We start from the raw sequence: 16346 nt of genomic DNA, 5'->3' as shown, positions 1-16346 counted from the left end.
TCACGATCGCCAGGTGATCAGGGCGTCCAGCGCCTCCACGCGTGAGCCCGTGACCAGCAGCGGGTTGATCTCCAGCGATTCCAGGTCGTCGCCGAGCGTTCCGGCGAAGCCGGCCACCCGGGCGACCACGTCCGCGACGGCGTCGAGATCGGCGGGCTCGGTTCCCCGGGCTCCGCGCAACAGGGCGGCGCCACGAAGCTCCGTCAACGCGTCCCGTACGTCGGCGGCGTCCACCGGCAGGATCCGCAGTGCGGTGTCGCGCAGCGCCTCCACCCACACCCCGCCCAGCCCCACGGCCAGGGTGAGGCCCCACCCGGGGTCACGGACCACGCCCACGAGCAGCTCGATGCCGGCCCCGCGCTGCGGCTGCACGAGCGCCCCCGGCAGGTGGGCTCGGGTCGTGGCGATCACGTCGTGGTACGCCCGCCGTACCTCGTCCGGAGTGGTCAGCCCCAGCCGGACCCCGCCGGCGTCGCTCTTGTGGGCCAGTCCTTCGGCGGAGACCTTCAGCACCACCGGATACCCGAAGCGATCCGCCGCCGCGACCGCGGCCTCCGCGTCTCGTACCAGCTGCGACGGCACGACCGGCAGCCCGGCCGCCGACAGCAGAGCCGACGCCCGATGCTCCGCCCAGACACCGCTCGCGCCCGGTGGGCGCCGCTCAGCGGGCGGGGCGGGAGCCAGGGCGCGGGCACGGGCGCGAGCCCGGGACCAGCGGACGGCGGCGCCGATCGCCTGGATGCCATGTTCGATGCCGCCCACGACGTGCGGGTAGCCGGTCTCCCGCTGCACGGTACGGCCGAACTCGGTGACGTCGGTGAGGACGTTGCTGACCACCACGACGGGCACCGGCGAGGCGGCGATACGGCTGGCGCTGGCGGAGTAGAGGGCGAAGGTGGGGGAGGGGTCGGGCGGAGCGGAACGGGGCGGCTCGGACAGCAGCATGACCAGGTCGATGCCCGGGTCGGCGGTCACCGCTTCCAGGGCCCTGCCCAGCAAGGTCCGGTCGATGAGGACGTAGCCGGTGACGTCGAGGGGGTTCTGGACGGTGCCGAAGGAGGGGACGATCTCCGCCAGCCGCGCCACCGTCGAGGGGGCGAACGGGGGCAGTTCGAGTCCTTCGTCCTCCGCCCGGTCGGCGATGATCTCCGCGGCCCCGCCGGACGGGGTGACGACGCCGATCCGCCGCCCCGGCAGCGGACCCACCGCCGCCAGCAACCCCGAGGTGATGATCAGGTCCTCCACCGACCGCACCCGGATGACGCCGAGCTGCCGGAACGCGGCGTCGATGACGTCGTCGTCGCCGACCAGGGCGCCGGTGTGCGCCTGGGCGGTGTGCGAGGCCAGCCGGCTGCGGCCGATCTTCAACGCGACGATCGGTTTACCGGCGCCGAGGGCCAGCCGGGCGACCCGGGAGAACTCGGCCGGATCTCTGATCGCCTCCAGGAACAGCGCGATGACCTTGGTGGCCGGGTCGCCGACCAGGTAGCCGAGCACGTCGGTGACCGTGACCACTGACTCGTTGCCCATCGAGGTGAGCAGACTGATGCCGATGTTGCGGGCCTGGGCGAAGGCGAGGACGGAGCTGGCCAGCGCTCCGCTCTGCAGCACCACGCCCACCGAGCCGTGCGGCAGCGGCTGGGCGATGGGCAGGCCGTAGGGGGTGATGCCGGCCGCGGCGTTGATGTAGCCGTTGCCGTTGGGGCCGAGGACCGTGAGGTCGTGGCCGCGGGCGAAGGCGGTGATCTCCGACTCCAGGCGAGCCCCTTCGGGACCGGCCTCGCCGAACCCGGCGGTGAGGATCACATAGCAGCGGATGCCCAGCTCGGCGCCTTCGCGCAGCACGCCGAGCACCGCCGTGGACGGGACCATGACGTAGGCCAGGTCGACGGGCGACGGCATCTCCGTCAGGCTGCGGTACGCCCGTTCGCCGTGGACGGTGCCGCCACGCGGGTTCACCAGGTGGACGGGACCGGGGAAACCGTGGTTACGCAGGTTGGCCAGGGTGCTGATCGACCAGCCCGACTTGTCGGTGGCCCCGACGAGGGCGATCGACCGTGGCGTGAACAGCGCCTCGACCGCCATGTCACTCGCCGATGGTGCCGAGGCGGGCGTGACCCTTGATCAGGTTGCGGGCGATCGTGCGGCGCTGGATCTCGTCGGTGCCCTCGAAGATGCGCAGCAGGCGCAGCTCGCGGTACCACCGCTCGATCGGCAACTCCTTGGTGTAGCCCATGCCGCCGTGGATCTGCAGCACCCGGTCGACGACCTGGTTGGCCATGACCGCGCCGTTGAGCTTGGCGATCGACGAGGCGTGCCGGGCGTCCAGGCCCTCCTGTACGCGCCAGGCCGCGTACAGGGTCAGCCACTTGGCCGCCTCGATCTCCACCTGGGAGTCGGCGATCATCCACTGGATCGCCTGGTATTCGGAGATCGTCTGGCCCATGGACTTGCGGATCTTGGCGTAGTCGATCGCCATGCCGAGCATGCGTTCGGCCGATCCGATGGCCCTGGCCGGGATCATGTACCGGCCCTGGCCGATCCACTGCATGGCCAGCTCGAAGCCCTTGCCGAGCTCGCCGAGGATGTTCTCCTCCGGCACCCGTACATCCTGGAACACCAGGGAGGCCGGGCCCCACTGGCCCATGGTCGGGATCGGCTCGGACCGCCAGCCCATGTCGCGGTCGGCCAGGAAACAGGTGACGCCGTACGGCTCGGTCACGGCGAAGACCATGACGAAGTCGGCCTCGTTGCCGCCGGTGATGAAGGTCTTCTCGCCGTTGATGATCCATTCGGCGCCGTCGCGGACCGCGCGCGTGCGGATGTTGCGGGCGTCGGAGCCGGCGCCCGGCTCGGTGATCGCGAAGCAGGAGCGGCGCTCGCCCTCGATCGTCGGGACCAGGTAGCGCTGCTTCTGCTCCTCGGTGCCGGCGTAGAGGATGTTGTCGGCGCTGCCGCCGAAGGTGAACGGGACGAACGTCCTGCCGACCTCCATGGCGATGATCGCGGACATCACGGGGCCGAGGGCGGCTCCACCGTACTCCTCGGGGGTGTTGATGCCCCAGAAGCCGCTCTTCCTGGCCTTGGCGCGAAGGTCGCGCACGGTGTCGGGGTCGAGCCCGGGGCGGCCTTCGCGCTCGTTGCGGAGGACGCCGGGCTCCAGCGGCATGATCTCCTTCTCCACGAAGGACCGGACCGTGTCGCGGATCTGCCGTTCCTCGGTGCTGAGCGAAAAGTCCACGGCCGCCTCCAGATTTTAGAATCGCCTTCCAGGAAAAAGGGTCCAGTCGCGGGGGCGGCCTGTCAAGGAACAGAATTCTAGAATTTCTGCGGCTACGATGTTCCGCATGGCACGCAAGTCTTCGTGGGAGTGGAGCCGTACGGCCGAGACCCGCAAGAGCATGCTCAGGGCGGCTCGCGAGATCTTCAGTGAGCACGGCTTCGCGGAGGCCAACGTGGCCGACGTGGTGGCCCGCGCCGGGTCGAGCGTGGGCAGCCTCTACCACCACTTCGGCGGCAAGACCGAGCTGTTCCTCGCGCTGTACGAGGACCACCAGGCCGCCCACGAGGAAGCCTCGGCCTCCAGCGTGGCCCGGGCCAGGCAGACCGGCGTCGACGACCCGGTCGAGCTGCTGATCTCCGGCGCCCGGGCCTACCTCGCCGGCGCCTGGGATCGGCGCGACCTGGTCAGGCTCTTCATGAACGGCGACGGCCCCCCGGGGTTCGAGCTGATCCGCCGCACCCGGGGCAGGGAGTGGGTACGCCAGAACGCCGTGCTGCTCGGCGCCGGGGGCGACCCGCTCGACCGGTTCACCGTGGCCGTGCTGACCAGCGTCATCGCCGAGGCCGCCCGCGAGGTCGCCACCAGCGACACCGAGGAGGAGGCGCAGGAGATCATCGAGGCGGCGATGACGCTGATCCGCCGCCTCGACCCGCTCAAGGGGCTGGAGGAGGGCTGATCACGGCCCGCCCTCTGTCGATCACCACGGTCCCGTCGTCCTTGGCCGTCCTGAACCGCACGGCCGGGCCGTCCACCCAGATCGAGACCGTGAGCGACTCGCCGGGGAAGACCGGGCTGGTGAACCTGCCCGACATCGCCCCGAACCTGGCCGGGTCCGACCCCGCCACGGCGTGCAGCAATGCCCGCCCGGTCACGCCGTAGGTGCACAGGCCGTGCAGGATCGGGCGGTCGAACCCGGCCCGCGCGGCGAACTCCGGGTCGGAGTGGAGCGGGTTGTAGTCGCCGGAGAGCCGGTAGATCAGCGCCTGGCCGGGCGTGGTCGGATAGGTCACCTTGTGGTCGGGCGCCCGCTCCGGCACCGACCAGTCGTCACGCGGGCCCCGGTCGCCGCCGAATCCGCCCTCGCCCCTGATGAAGACGGCACTGCGAGAGGTGATCACGGGCTCGCCGGTGCCGGGGTCGACGGCCAGCGACTCGCTGGTGACCAGCGCGCCGGACCCCTTGTCGTGGATGCCGGTGACCTTCGAGGTGGTCCGCACGCGGCCCGCCGGCGGCAGCTCGCGGTGCAGCTCGAAGCCCTGCTCGGCGTGGACCAGCATGGCCGGGTCGAAGTCGCCGATCCGCCGCCCGCCGGGCGCCTGCGCGGCCAGCACCGCGAACGTGGGCAGCACCCGCTGGCCCTTCTCCGTGCTGAAGACCGTCTCGTCCACTCCCGCGCCGACCCCGAGGGCGTACAGCATGGTGTCCTTGGCGGTCCACGAGCGCTCGTGCGGTGGGCTCTCGACACCGATCGATCCGTGGTCGAGCGGCATGTCAGCCCTCCCGGCCGGGGATCTGGCCGTTGGTCAGCGCGTTGGGCGCGGCCTTGTCGACCAGGGCGGGGATGACCGCGCCCAGCTCGGCCGGGTCCCACCGGCCGCCCTTGTCCACGGCCGGGCCCGCGTGCCAGCCCTCGGCCACACTGATCACCCCGGCCCGCACGTTGAACACCCGGCCGGTCACGCCCCGGGCCTCGGCGCTGGACAGCCAGACCACCAGCGGCGCGATGTCGTCGGGGTCGGCCGCGGCGCCGCTCGGGATGAGGCCCTCCGTCATGCGGGTGAGCGCGGCGGGGGCGACGGCGTTGACCGTCACGCCGTACCTCTCCAGCTCCTTGGCCGCGATGACGGTCAGGCCCGCGATGCCGGCCTTCGCCGCGCCGTAGTTGCCCTGCCCGGGATTGCCGTAGATGCCGGAGGAGGAGGTGGTGTTGATGATCCGCGCGTCCACCGGCTCGCCGGCCTTCGCCCGGCCCCTCCAGTAGGCGGCGGCGTGGCGCAGCGGCGCGAACGTGCCGCGCAGGTGCACCCTGATGACCGCGTCCCACTCCTCGGCGGTCATGTTGACCAGCATCCGGTCGCGCAGGATGCCCGCGTTGTTGACCAGCACGTGCAGGTCGCCGAAGTGGTCGACGGCCGACTGGACCAGCCGGGCCGCGCCGTCGAAGTCGGAGACGTCCTCGCCGTTGACGATCGCCTCCCCGCCCAGTGCCTCGATCTCCTCGACCACGGCCGCCGCGGCTTCCGACGATCCCGTGCCGTCGACCGCCGCGCCGAGGTCGTTGACCACGACCTTCGCGCCCTGGCGGGCGAACTCGAGCGCGTGCCCCCGCCCGATGCCCCTGGCCGCGCCCGTGACGATCACCACGCGACCCTCGACGATCCCGCTCATCTGACACCTCGATCCTTGACCGGTTGCTGGTGTGAACTAGATTCTAGTATCGAAATCTAGAAAGGATAGGCTTTTGACCGACGAGGGACAGCTCCGCTACGCCTGGCGGACGCTGTCCGTGGTGAGCCTGGCCAGCGTGCTCATCGGTCTCGGCGGTAGCGCGATCAACGTCGCGCTCCCCGAGATCGCCCGGGGCACCGGCGCCGGAGCCGCCGCCTCCACCTGGATCCTGCTCGCCTTCCAGCTCACCACCACCGTCCTCATGATCGCCTTCGGCCGGCTGGCCGACATGTTCGGGCGGCGCACGATGTACCTGTGCGGGCTGGCCACCTACACCCTCGCCTCGCTGCTGGCGGGGTTCGCGCCGGACGCCTGGGTGATCGTGGCGCTGCGCGTCGTCCAGGCCGCCGGCGCCGCCATGTTGCTGACCAACAGCGCCGCCCTGGTCACCGCCGCCTTCCCGCGCGCGCGGCTCGGCGAGGGCATGGGCGTCTACATCGCCTCGTTCTCCATCGCCCAGCTCACCGGGCCGACCCTGGGCGGCCTGCTCGCCGAGCACCTCGGCTGGCGCTGGGTCTTCTGGTACAACGTGCCGATCGGGCTGGCCTGCCTGGTCTGGGGCGCGCTCGTGCTCCGGCGCGCCGGGCCGGCCGGCCGCGAGCGCGGGCTCGACCTGCCCGGCAACGTGCTGGTCCTGGTCAGCCTGGGAGGTCTCCTGCTGGCGCTGTCGGAGGTGACCAGGCTCGGCTGGTCTCACCCCCTGATCCTGTCCGGCCTGGCGGGCTTCGCGCTAGGGCTCCCGCTCTTCGTCCTCAGGCAGTCGCGAGCGGCCCACCCGGTCGTGGACGTCCGGCTGTTCCGCGACCGGGCCTTCGCCCTGGGCACGCTGGCGTCCTTCCTCAACTCCGTCGCGCGGGTCGGCATGGTCTTCCTGGTCGCGCTCTACTTCCAGGCCGTACGCGGGGACGACCCGGTCGAGGCGGGCCTGAAGGTGCTGCCCCTGGCCCTCGCCGCGATGGTCGCGTCGGTGCTGTCCGGCTTCCTGCAGCGCTGGTCCGGCCCCCGCGCGCTGGCCGTGGCCGGCGCCTCGATCACCACCTCCGGGCTGCTGCTCCTGCTCTGTACGATCTCAGCCGGCGTGCCCTACGTCACCGTGGCGGTCGCGCTGGCGCTCATCGGGCTCGGATCCGGCGTGTTCCTGCCCTCCAACACCACGGTGCTCCTCGACCGGGTGCCCGCCGACCGGCTCGGCATCGTCAACGCGCTGCGGCTCATGTTGCAGAACACCGGCGTGGTCGTGGGCAGCGCGTTGTCCCTGTCGATGATCACCGCGCCGCTGCCCGCCGCACTGCACGACCAGGTGTTCGCCGGCACCCTTTCCCAGCTCTCCGGGGGCGCCGTGGAGCAACTAGTGACCGGCTACCGGTGGGCGCTCGGCTGCATGGTCGTGGTCTCGGCGCTCAACGTGCTGGCATGCGCGGCCCGGAGCAAAGGCACCTGACCGCAACCGGTACGGTGGCGCAGTGGCACGAAACTCCCTAGCTCAGCGGCACGTTTTTCCCAGAATGGTGCGGTTCGCGGACATCGATTCGCTGGGACATGTGAATAACGTCCGGTTCTTCGACTATCTGGAGGACGCCCGGCTCGGGATGCTCCACATCGACCCGTACAAAGCGGGTGACGCTCCCTTCAAGAGCCTCGTCGTCGCCCGGCACGAGATCGACTACCGCCGCCCGCTCGGCTTCCGTGCCGAGCCGGTCCTGGTGGAGACCTGGGTGACCGAGCTCCGGCCGGTCAGGTTCACGCTGGCGTACGAGATCCGCGACGAGGACGAGGTGTTCGTCACCGCCACTTCGGTCCTCGTCGCCTACGACGTGGAACGCGCGGCTCCCCGCCGGCTGGCGGAGGACGAGATCTCCTACCTTGAGCGCTTCCTGGTCGCGGGCTAGCGCCATGCCGTGAGAGACGCGCACCGCCGGCGCTGGCTGATGCTCGGCCTGGGGGTCAACGCGCACGCGAGCGTGACCCTCGGCCTCTTCGGCCTCCCGCTGGTCATGCCCGACATCCAGCGCTTCTTCGGCGTCTCGCTGCCCGTCGCCGGCGTCATCGGCAACGCGCCGGCGCTCGGCGTCCTGCTCGCCCTCGTCCCGTGGGGCATGCTGGCCGACCGGCGCGGGGAGCGGCTCATCCTCGGCCTCGGCGTCGGGCTGGCGGCCGTGCTGTTCGCCTGCCTGACCCAGGTCACCGCGACGTGGGCGGCGATCGGCCTGCTGGCACTGGCCGGCGCGGCCGGCTCGGCCGCGATGGTGGGCGGCGGCCGGATCGTGCTCGGCTGGTTCCAGCCGCCCGAACGCGGCGTCGCCATGGGCCTGCGCCAGGTGTCCTACACCCTCGGCATGGCCCTGGCCGCGTTCGTCCTGCCGCCCGTCTCACGGGCCCACGGCATCCCGGGCGTGCTGGCCGTCTGCGCCGCCGTCAGCCTGCTGGCCGCCGTGCTGGCCGGGCTGTTCCTGGCCGACCCGCCGCACACGGTCTCCGGCACCCGCCCGCCGCCGGCCGCCTCGCCGTACCGGCAGGCCACCCTCTGGCGGGTGCACGCCACCAGCGCCCTGCAGGTGGTGCCGCAGATCGGGGTCGCGACCTACGGCGTCACCTGCCTGGTCGGCGTCTACCACTGGGACGTCGTGCACGCGGGACAGCTGTTCGGGGTGGCCTCGATCGGCGGCGCGGCGGCGCGCGTCGCGGTGGGCCGCTGGTCCGACCGCTCGGGCCTGCGGATGGCGCCGCTGCGGATCCTGACGTGCGGCTCCCTGGTCGTGCTCTCGCTGCTGGTGCTGGGCACCGCCACCCGGTCGTGGCTGGGGCCCGTCATGCTCGCCCTGGCCGCGCTGGTGACCGTGGCCGGCAACGGCCTGGCCTACCTCGCCGCAGGGGAACTGGCCGGTCCCGGCTGGGCCGGACGGGTGCTCGGCACCCACAACACGTTGCAGAACAGCGTCGCCCTGGCCGTCACCCCGCTGGCCGGGCTGCTCATCACGAGCGTGGGCTACTGGGCCGGGTTCGCCGCGGGGCTGGCCTGCATGCTGCTCTCGCTGCCTGTCATCCCCGCCCGCGGCGAACCGAACGCCCACGTCGCGCCACGGCCGTCCTGATCATCCGGTGCGCAGCCAGACCGCGGTGTCGGGCGGCAGCCGGTCTCCCTCCAGCGGGCCGCTCGCGATCAGCACCCGGTCATGCGGCGGCAGCCGTACGGGCTGCACACCGCAGTTGATGGCGCAGGTCAGCGGGCCACGGGTGAAGAAAAGCGCATCTGCGGCGGAATCCAACCACTCGATGGTGTAAGGAATCGACCCCACCAGCTCGCGACGGCAGGTCAGCGCCCTGCGGTAGAACTCCAGCGTCGATGCGGAGTCACCGGTCTGGGCCTCGACGCTGAGCGCCGCGAAGTGCGGCGGCTGCGGCAGCCAGGGCCGCGCCCCGTTGAGGGAGAACCCGTGGGAGGCCCCGCCGGACGACCACGGCAACGGCACCCGGCAGCCGTCACGGCCGGGCAGCGTGCCACCCGACTGGAGGAAGACCGGGTCCTGGCGGGCCTCCGGCGGCAGATCCAGCACCTCGGGCAGGCCCAGCTCCTCTCCCTGGTAGAGGTAGGCCGAGCCGGGCAGCGCCAGCATCGCGAGCAACGCCGCCTTCGCCCTGGCGAGACCGAGACCGGGCTCGGTCGCCTCGTAACGGGTGCGGTGCCGTACGACATCGTGGTTGGACAGCACCCAGGTGGCGAACGGCACCGTCGCCAGGGTGTCGTCGATCACCTTCCGGAACGCGGTCGCCGACCAGGGAGCCTGCAGCCAGGCGAAGTTGAAGCTCTGCTGCAGCTCGTCCGGGCGCACGTACAGCGCGAGGTCGGCCGGGTCGTCGGTCCACACCTCGCCCACGGCCATCCGCTCGCCCGGATACTCGTCGAGCAGCTTGCGCCAGGCGCGGTAGACGTCGTGCACCTCGGGCCGGCCCCAGATCGGCGAGGCCGCCTTGAACGACTGGTCCTTGACGTCCGGCAACCCCTCCTCCTTGTAGAGGCCCATCGCCACGTCGATCCGGAACCCGTCGACGCCCCTGTCGAGCCAGAACCGCAGGACGTCGAGGAACTCCTGGTGGACTTCGGGGTTGCGCCAGTTGAAGTCGGGCTGCCCGGGGGCGAACAGGTGGAGGTACCACTGCCCGTCGGGCACCCGGGTCCACGCCGGGCCGCTGAACGTGGACTGCCAGTTGTTGGGCTCGTCACGGAAGAGGTAGCGGTCGCGGCCCTCGCCGCGCAGCGCCGCCTGGAACCAGGGATGCTCGGCCGAGCTGTGGTTGGGCACGACGTCCACGAGCACCTTCAGCTCGTGCGCGTGCGCCTCGGCGACCAACTCCTCGAAGTCGGCCAGCGCGCCGAATAAGGGGTCGACGTCACGGTAGTCGGCGACGTCGTAGCCGCCGTCGGCCATGGGGGACGGGTAGAAGGGCGTCAGCCAGATGGCGTCGACCCCTAGCTCGCGCAGGTAGGGAAGGCGCTGCCGGATGCCGGCCAGGTCGCCGACGCCATCACCCGAGGCGTCGGCGAAACTGCGAACGTAGATCTCATAGACGACTGCGTCACGCCACCAGGGGATAACCATGTGGCGGTCATGCCCGCTATGTCGGGGAGTTCACCAAACTGTGGGCCGCGTTGACGAGATAGGTCCAGAGCCGGCTCTCCAGCTCCTCGGGAAGGTCCAGCGAGTCGACCCCATCACGCATGTGCTTGAGCCAGGCCTCACGCTCGGCCTCGCCGATCACGAACGGCACGTGCCGCATGCGCAGCCTCGGATGGCCCCGCTCCTGGCTGTAGGTATTGGGGCCGCCCCAGTATTGGATCAGGAAACCCCGCAGCCGGTCCTCGGCACCCGTGAGGTCCTCCTCCGGGTAGAGCGGGCGCAGCAACGGGTCCTTCGCGACGCCCTCGTAGAAACGGTGAACGAGGCGGCGGAAGGTCTCCTCGCCTCCGACAGCGTCGTAAAAGGAGGTTTCAGTCACGTCCCCAAGCCTATGCGTTGGGGACCATGGCGATGCCCGCGGAATCGAGCGCCAGCTTGACCCTGTACCTGAGCTCCCGGGCGACCTCTGCCTGCTTGGCGGGCAGCGTCTTGACCGAGATGCGGAACACCAGCCTGCTGTCGGACAACTGCTCCACCCCGTAGACGTCGGGCCGCTCCACGATCACCGTCTGGCGGAACTCGGGGTCGTCCCACAGCTCGTCGGCCACCTTCGCCAGCACGTCGCGGACCGCCGCGATGTCGGTGGCGTAGCCGACCGGCACGTCGAGGTAGGCGCGCGACCAGCCCTGCGACTCGTTGCCGACCCGGGTGATGGTGCCGTTGCGGACGTACCAGACGCGGCCGTCGGAGTCGCGCAGCCGGGTGACCCGCAGGGTGACCGCCTCCACCGTGCCGATCGCGGCGCCCACGTCGACCACGTCGCCCACGCCGTACTGGTCCTCCATCAGCATGAACATGCCCGCGATGAAGTCCTTGACCAGCTCCTGCGCGCCGAAGCCGACGGCGACGCCGAGGATGCCGACGCTGGTCAGCAGAGGAGCGATGGGGATCGTCAGCCGGTCGAGCACGGTCAGCGCCGTGGTGCCGAGGATGACGATCGTGGCGACGTGCCTGAGCACCGATCCCATCGTCTCGGCGCGCTGCTTGCGGCGCTCGTGCAGCAGGGCGTCGATGCCTTCGGTGGCCGCGCCCTTGCGGAAGCGGGTGGCGATGGAGCCGGTGCTGGCCGCGCGGTTGACCACCTTGGTGATCAGCCGGAGCACGATGTTGCGGATGACGAACCCGAGGAGCACGATCAGCAGGACGGTGATCACGCTGGCGGCGACCGGCGCCCAACTCGCGCCGTTGAAGATGTTGGCGAGCGTGGAGCAGATGAGCGTGTCGTCCTGACAGATCGTCGCCATCTGCTGGCCCACCTTGTCGAAATCGAGCAGTTCGGCGGTCGGCGTCGGCGTCGGCGTCGGTGTCGGGGTGGGGGTCGGCGTCGGGGTGAGTGTCGAGGTCGGAGCCGGTGATGGCGCTGGTGTCGCCAGCATGAGCACGGGGTGAATCCCTCTCCGTAAAAGCGATTCGGTCGGCGGTTTCCTGGGCCTATCTTGGCCCAGGAAATGCCGCCGACCGAACCGGCCGCCGTCACATCACGCCGGGGAAGACGGGGTCGTCAGGGTTTCGTGGCCGCGGAGGGCGAGATCCTGACGCTCCGGTGACGTACGGCTCGGACGGGACACGCACCCGGAAGCATGCCCCGCGCCGTTCCTGGGAGGGAAGCCACCCTCCGGGCGACCGGAGAACGGCTGGGTTCGCACGGCTCACCGGCCGTACGCCCATCTGATCGGTTCCTGAACCGGAACCGGCGGGATGACCAGGACCCCCGTGAGGGAGCCCTCCGCACCGATCATCCCGCCGGCTCCCTGTGGCCGCAGCGGTCGCGGTGAGCCGTGGTGGCTGCGCTCCACCCGGGGCACCGCCCTGTCATTCCCCCACTGCGGCGAGCACGCGCGCGACCTTCGTCGCGGCCCCAGCCGGGTCGTCGGCCGTGTGCATCCGTTCGCCCCACGACCAGCAGTACCACCAGTCGGGGAGGTCGGAGACCGCGGTCGGCCGACAGGTGACGTTCTCGGAGAGGCTCGTCGCGTTCGGATTTATCACCCGCACGAACAGCCGTCCGCTCTGGGTCCGGACCACCCGTGCGAGCAACCCGCGTGCGCCGAGCTCTGACACCAGACGCTCGAGGTGCCCGAAATTGTCGTCCCCCACCTTTCGTCCCCTCCCTTGAATGGCTACTGGTGGGCCCAAGATGACTCACATCGGTTCGCTACGCAATGCTGCCCTCACATCTACAGGGAGTCGCTATCTCCCTCATGGGATGTAAGAAACAGTCCGCTGGAGGACGATCCTTATCCGTAAACTTCCGGCGGGCGTTTTCTTCGTGCCAACACTGGTTCATAGTCTTAGGTAGTCACAGCGCAACGTGGAGGCTACGCTCAGTCATCGGTAGCAGGCCGGTCTGGACGTGTGTGAGAGGGGCCGGGATGTCCGGCAGACAGCACAGGGAAACCGAGATGGCACGGCGGATTCGGGCCAAGGGGCTCGCTGTCGGCCGCACCGCCCCGCAGATCGCTGAGGAGATCCACGAAGCCTGCTCGCCGCAGTTCGGCACCACGAAGATCAAGAGCCATCGGCTCTCCCACGGCATCGCGCTGGCCGACGTCATCGAGCAGGTGAGAGCCCTGTTCGAGCGTGACACCAAGGGTCCGCCCGGCATCGGCGAGACGCTGTTGTCGGCCTACGAGAGCGGGCTGAAGCGCCCGGGCCCCGAATACCTCCACTACCTGTGCACCGTCTACCGCGTCGAGCCGGCGGTGCTCGGCTACGACGGTCCGTGCATCTGCGGCCACGGGCACCGGATGCCCGGCGTGATCGGCGGCGACGTCGTCGAGCGGTCCGGCCCGTCCACGCGGGTCCGCGACCTGCTGGCCCCCACCCGTGACGAGCCGGGGCCCGACAACGAGGAGGACGAGAACGTCCTGCGGCGCACCCTGCTGCAACTCCTGGCCAACAACCCCGGCACCAAGCTCGACGGGCCGGTGCTGGGCGCGGTCGAGGGCATCAGGCGGCGGATGGACGACACACTCGTCTCGGCCACGGTGTCCGCGGCCATGCTCGACCAGTGGGAGGAGGCCACGCTCAGTTTCGGCCGCCAGTATTCGACCACCGCGCCTCTCCGCCTGCTCTGCGACGTGCTGCTGGAGCTGAGCGCCGTACGCAGCGCCATGTCCTGCCGACAGCCGATCGACCTGCAGGAACGCCTGTGCCGCATGAGCGCGCAGCTGTCCGGGCTGAGCGGCATGATCATGATCAACCTGGGTGACCACCGGCTGGCCCGCTCGTTCTTCCGCACCGGCCGCACCGCCGCCGACGAGACCGGCGACCGCGCGCTGCGCGCCTGGGTGACCGCCCGCGAGGCGCTCGTCCCGCTCTACTACGGAGACGCCCGCGAGGCGCTCAACCTCGCCAAGAAGAGCCGTGATCTGGCCGGCCAGACCCCCTGCGCCGCCCAGGCCATGGCGCCGGTCGTGGAGGCCCGCGCGCTGGCCATGCTGTCGGGCACCGACAGCAAGAAAGAAGTCGTCGACCAGGCCAAACGCGCCCTCGCCCGAGCCCGCAACGCCTTCACCCACATGAAGAGCAACGAGCAGGAGGACATGGCCTTCGGCTATACCGAGCGCCAGCTCTACTTCTACCAGGGCGACGTGCTGACCAAGCTGGGCCAGACCCTGGAGGCCGAGGTCGTGCTCGACCAGGCCCTCGACAAATACCAGGACCACATCCTCGATCAGACGCTGATCAGGCTCGACCGCGCCCAGTGCCGCCTGATCGAGGGCGACCTCACCGACGCCCTCGACATCGGCGCCAAGGCGCTGGCCATGCTCGGCCCCGAATACCGCACCGACTTCATCATGCGCCCGGCCCTCGCGCTGGAGCAGGCGATCCTCGCGCGCGACAAGAACCATCCCGGCCTGGTCGCCTTCCAGGCCCAGCTCCGCCCGCCGGTGGCCGCCCGCGGCGAGGGGAGTGGCGGTGCATGAATCTGACGATCCGGCGCTATCGCTGGTCTGACCTCGACACGATCCTCGCCCTGCACCAGATCAGCCTCGCCGAGGTGGGCCTGACCCCCGGCGACGGCGTCTACTACGACGACGACTTCCCCCGCATCCAGGAGCTCTACCTCGCCTGTGGCGGCGACTTCCTCGTCGGCGAGGTGGGCGGCCGGGTCATGGCCATGGTCGGGCTGCGGCCCATCGACTCCCAGACGGCCGAGCTGTGCCGGCTCCGGGTCCACCCTGAGTTCCAGCGTCGCGGCTTCGGCACCGCCATGCTCGTCGCCATGGAGAGCAGAGCGGTGGAGCTCGGCTTCCACGGCATGCGCGGCGACACCACGGTCCGGCAGGAGGCCGCCCTGGCGCTCTACGAGCGGCGGGGCTGGTGTGAGATCTCCCGGTGCCCGGTGGGCGACAACGTCGTGGTCTACCTGGAGAAGCGGCTCGTGCCCGCCGCCGTCGACCACTGAGGGTCCCCCCCGCCGCGTCCGTCCGCATTACCTGCGGAAAGCGTGAGCGATGGCGGGCATTCAGCGGTAAAGGCCGGCTCGACGGGCGATCGCGGATAGGGATGTACGAACCCGCGGGTGAGGCACTTACCTCCGAGTGGTAGAGGAACATCACCGGCTGCTGACTGTACATCCCTGGCTGCGTTTTGTAGTGAGATGCTTCGGCCATGGCAGTCGTGCCCGCTCCCCGACCCCTCCTGGGAGCCGTGCTTCTGTTGTTCGTCAGCGCCGTGTGGGGGTCGGCGTTCCCGCTGATGAAAGATCTCATCCTCCGGTTACCGGTCGAGGACCTGCTGGCCGAGCGCTACACGATCGCGGCGCTGACGCTGCTCGCGCTCCGGCCCAGGTGCCTGCGGAGGCTGCCATGGCGCACGTGGGGCAGCGGGGTGCTCCTCGGCGTCATGTTCGGCGTCGGGCAGACGACTCAGGCGATCGCGCTGGAGAACCTGCCCTCGGCCGTGTCGGGGTTCGCCGTCGGCTGCAGCGTGGTGATCACCCCGCTGCTGGCCCTGATCCTGTTCCGGACCCGGATCCCGTTCCGGGTCTGGGTGGGGGTCGGGCTGGCGCTGGCGGGAATGACGGTGTTCACGCTGCTGCGCGGGGTCGGCGATCAGGAGATCTCGGTGCTGGCGCTCGGGATGACGCTCTGCGCGGCGGCGCTCTACGCCGGGCACACGATGCTGCTCGCGCGGTTCTCGCGCACGGGTAAGGCCTTCGACGCGTACGCGCTGAGCGTCATCCAACTCGCCACCATCGGCCTCATGAACGGCGCCTTCGCCGTGCGCGACGGCGTCGACCTGCCGGACACGGTGTCCGACTGGGCGATCCTGGCGCACCTGTCGGTCGTGTCCTGCGCGCTGGGCTTCCTGGCCCGTTCGTACGCCCAGGCGTACGTGTCGGCCGTGCCCAGCGCGGTGCTGATGTCGTCACAGCCGTTGTGGGTGACGGTCATCGCGGTCATCTGGTTCCACGAGCCGCTCGGCTGGAGCATGATCGTCGGCGGCACGCTGATGGCGGGGGCGATGCTGCTGGCCGTGCCGTCGGTCCGCGCTCCGGAACCGGCCGGGCCCAGGAAGGAGCCACGCGACCATGACCTGCTCGCCGTGTCGCGGCAGGCGTCGAAACGGCTGGCCGACCTGAAGATCAAACGGGACGATCCGCTGAAGCTGGGCGTCGAACCCGCGCCGTTCATCACGAAGAGCGCCTGCGTGAAAGACCAGCCGTGCCGGTGGGACACGTATTCGATCAAAGGCGTCAGAGAGCCCAGCCTGGAGAGACTGATCGAAAGGGCCACTCTCATCGTCCGGGCGCGCAACATGTCCGGTCCCGGCTGCTGCCGGTCGATCACTCTCCTGGGGCGCTGTCTCTGCGATCTCCTGGAGGAGTCCGAGCAGGCCAGACAGGCGGCGAGGCCCACCTGGTTCCGCTTCCGGTAACCGGCTCGCCGGTGCTGAATGGATCGAGCTGCGCGAAGGCCACCGGTCGGCCG

The 16346-nt window shown here is 70.5% G+C and carries 15 protein-coding genes; 7 read left to right on the top strand and 8 right to left on the bottom strand.

The features are described 5' to 3' along the window. Both AB0I38_RS20475 and AB0I38_RS20470 read right to left on the bottom strand, forming a co-directional pair. Window positions 1-2085: an acetate--CoA ligase family protein gene (locus AB0I38_RS20475; protein ID WP_358469996.1), complete on the bottom strand. Its 2085-nt coding sequence runs from the start codon at window positions 2083-2085 to the stop codon at window positions 1-3. Between the two features lies 1 nt (window position 2086). Next, the gene (locus AB0I38_RS20470) at window positions 2087-3241 is read right to left on the bottom strand and encodes an acyl-CoA dehydrogenase family protein (protein WP_358469993.1); all 1155 of its coding nucleotides are present in this window, start codon (window positions 3239-3241) and stop codon (window positions 2087-2089) included. Between the two features lie 106 nt (window positions 3242-3347). Between AB0I38_RS20470 and AB0I38_RS20465 the strand changes: the two genes are divergently transcribed. Beyond that, window positions 3348-3959, top strand: coding sequence for a TetR/AcrR family transcriptional regulator (locus AB0I38_RS20465; RefSeq protein WP_358469990.1), 612 nt, complete (start codon window positions 3348-3350; stop codon window positions 3957-3959). Here AB0I38_RS20465 and AB0I38_RS20460 read toward each other — a convergent pair. After that, window positions 3937-4773 carry a MaoC/PaaZ C-terminal domain-containing protein gene (locus AB0I38_RS20460; protein ID WP_358469987.1) on the bottom strand — a complete coding sequence of 279 codons (837 nt, stop codon included), beginning with the start codon at window positions 4771-4773 and terminating at the stop codon, window positions 3937-3939. The genes AB0I38_RS20465 and AB0I38_RS20460 overlap by 23 nt on opposite strands. 1 nt (window position 4774) lies before the next feature. Further along, window positions 4775-5671: an SDR family oxidoreductase gene (locus tag AB0I38_RS20455; RefSeq protein WP_358469984.1), complete on the bottom strand. Its 897-nt coding sequence runs from the start codon at window positions 5669-5671 to the stop codon at window positions 4775-4777. 73 nt (window positions 5672-5744) lie between these two features. On the opposite strand from AB0I38_RS20455, the gene AB0I38_RS20450 reads away from it, so the two are divergent. The 3 genes from AB0I38_RS20450 (at window position 5745) to AB0I38_RS20440 (ending at window position 8823) form a co-directional block, all read left to right on the top strand. Continuing rightward, entirely contained in the window at window positions 5745-7172 is a 1428-nt protein-coding gene (locus AB0I38_RS20450; RefSeq protein ID WP_358469981.1) for an MFS transporter, read from the top strand. A 64-nt stretch (window positions 7173-7236) separates the two neighbouring features. Beyond that, window positions 7237-7620, top strand: a complete 384-nt coding sequence (locus AB0I38_RS20445; protein WP_358469978.1) for an acyl-CoA thioesterase — start codon at window positions 7237-7239, stop codon at window positions 7618-7620. 9 nt (window positions 7621-7629) lie between these two features. Continuing rightward, window positions 7630-8823, top strand: a complete 1194-nt coding sequence (locus AB0I38_RS20440; RefSeq protein ID WP_358469975.1) for an MFS transporter — start codon at window positions 7630-7632, stop codon at window positions 8821-8823. Here AB0I38_RS20440 and AB0I38_RS20435 read toward each other — a convergent pair whose 3' ends face one another. The 4 genes from AB0I38_RS20435 to AB0I38_RS20420 all read right to left on the bottom strand — a co-directional run bounded on the left by AB0I38_RS20435 (window position 8824) and on the right by AB0I38_RS20420 (window position 12504). Then, window positions 8824-10329: a glycoside hydrolase family 13 protein gene (locus tag AB0I38_RS20435; protein ID WP_358469972.1), complete on the bottom strand. Its 1506-nt coding sequence runs from the start codon at window positions 10327-10329 to the stop codon at window positions 8824-8826. Window positions 10330-10345: 16 nt separating this feature from the next. Then, complete coding sequence (locus tag AB0I38_RS20430) at window positions 10346-10726, bottom strand: globin (protein ID WP_189127714.1); 381 nt, start codon at window positions 10724-10726, stop codon at window positions 10346-10348. A gap of 10 nt (window positions 10727-10736) precedes the next feature. Further along, entirely contained in the window at window positions 10737-11783 is a 1047-nt protein-coding gene (locus tag AB0I38_RS20425) for a mechanosensitive ion channel family protein (protein WP_358469969.1), read from the bottom strand. Between the two features lie 436 nt (window positions 11784-12219). Further along, complete coding sequence (locus tag AB0I38_RS20420; RefSeq protein ID WP_189127712.1) at window positions 12220-12504, bottom strand: hypothetical protein; 285 nt, start codon at window positions 12502-12504, stop codon at window positions 12220-12222. A gap of 305 nt (window positions 12505-12809) precedes the next feature. Here AB0I38_RS20420 and AB0I38_RS20415 point away from each other — a divergent pair, with 305 nt between their 5' ends. The 3 genes from AB0I38_RS20415 (at window position 12810) to AB0I38_RS20405 (ending at window position 16293) form a co-directional block, all read left to right on the top strand. Next, window positions 12810-14336, top strand: a complete 1527-nt coding sequence (locus AB0I38_RS20415; protein WP_358469965.1) for an XRE family transcriptional regulator — start codon at window positions 12810-12812, stop codon at window positions 14334-14336. Continuing rightward, entirely contained in the window at window positions 14333-14818 is a 486-nt protein-coding gene (locus tag AB0I38_RS20410; protein WP_358469962.1) for a GNAT family N-acetyltransferase, read from the top strand. The genes AB0I38_RS20415 and AB0I38_RS20410 overlap by 4 nt, the downstream gene beginning before the upstream one ends. Before the next feature lie 245 nt (window positions 14819-15063). Further along, window positions 15064-16293 (top strand): DMT family transporter, encoded by a 1230-nt coding sequence (locus tag AB0I38_RS20405; protein WP_358469959.1) that lies wholly within the window; start codon window positions 15064-15066, stop codon window positions 16291-16293. Window positions 16294-16346 lie beyond the last annotated feature (53 nt).

The organism is Nonomuraea cavernae (genome assembly GCF_040655715.1).
GTDB lineage: Bacteria > Actinomycetota > Actinomycetes > Streptosporangiales > Streptosporangiaceae > Nonomuraea > Nonomuraea cavernae_A.
Note: the sequence above shows the minus strand (reverse complement) of the source record. Positions and strands in the feature narration are given on the sequence as shown.